A 758-nucleotide genomic window follows, 5' to 3' on the forward strand; every position below is an offset into this window, starting at 1 on the left:
CTAAGCCGTGCTGGAATAAAGGTCGCAATATCGGCTTGGTTAAGGCGATTTGCCTCATGATCAATTTCGCCATCAAAATAGCTAATGGGGCGTGCTGTCCCTAAAATGCCATGCACATCTTGGTTGGAAGGAGACCAAAAAACACCGCCCCTTTGCTTGTCACGTTTGATAAACATGGCTGCTGCAAAAGGACTTGCGGGTTTAACACTAACACCCCCCTCACGATTTGCCACCCGTACAAAGGGGTCAATCAAATAACAAAAGCGTGAGGAAAAATCTGCACGATAGGCAAGGCTTTCTTCCGCATTTTTACCCCCCGTATCAAACACGGCAATGGCTTGCAACTTTTCTGCAACCTGTTCCAAAGCGTCTGCCACAGGGTTTTTGCCATTGTCAATCCGCCCTGCACTATAAGCCGGTGCTAAGAGAATTCCAGGTTCCACCCCCAAATGCCCCCGCGCATGCGCTAAGGCATGCACACCGGTCAAGTGAGTATTGGATCCCACCATTTCGGTTTGTGTCTCAGCAATGGTTGACTTTTCTTCCACCCGCACAAGAATAATTTGTGCCTCAATCCCCTGTGCGCACACGGCGTTAATCACGTCAAGAGCTGTGCCCCTTCGCCCAAGCTTTTGGATTTTCTCTGTCTCATGGGTGAAGACCAACACGGGCTCGTCGAGGGGAAAAACTTGGTTGTCAGCATCAGGGGCTGTAACAACCGCTCCAATGGCGGTCTGATCAAATGTTGCTAAAGGACG

General features: G+C 50.0%; 1 protein-coding gene. It reads right to left on the reverse strand.

From position 1 onward, the window contains the following. On the reverse strand, positions 1-758 hold a 758-nt coding region (locus ACFINS_RS10165; protein ID WP_375706198.1), incomplete at both ends, for a phage tail sheath subtilisin-like domain-containing protein.

It is taken from the genome of Bartonella sp. AA2SXKL (genome assembly GCF_042197205.1).
Classification (GTDB): Bacteria; Pseudomonadota; Alphaproteobacteria; order Rhizobiales; family Rhizobiaceae; genus Bartonella.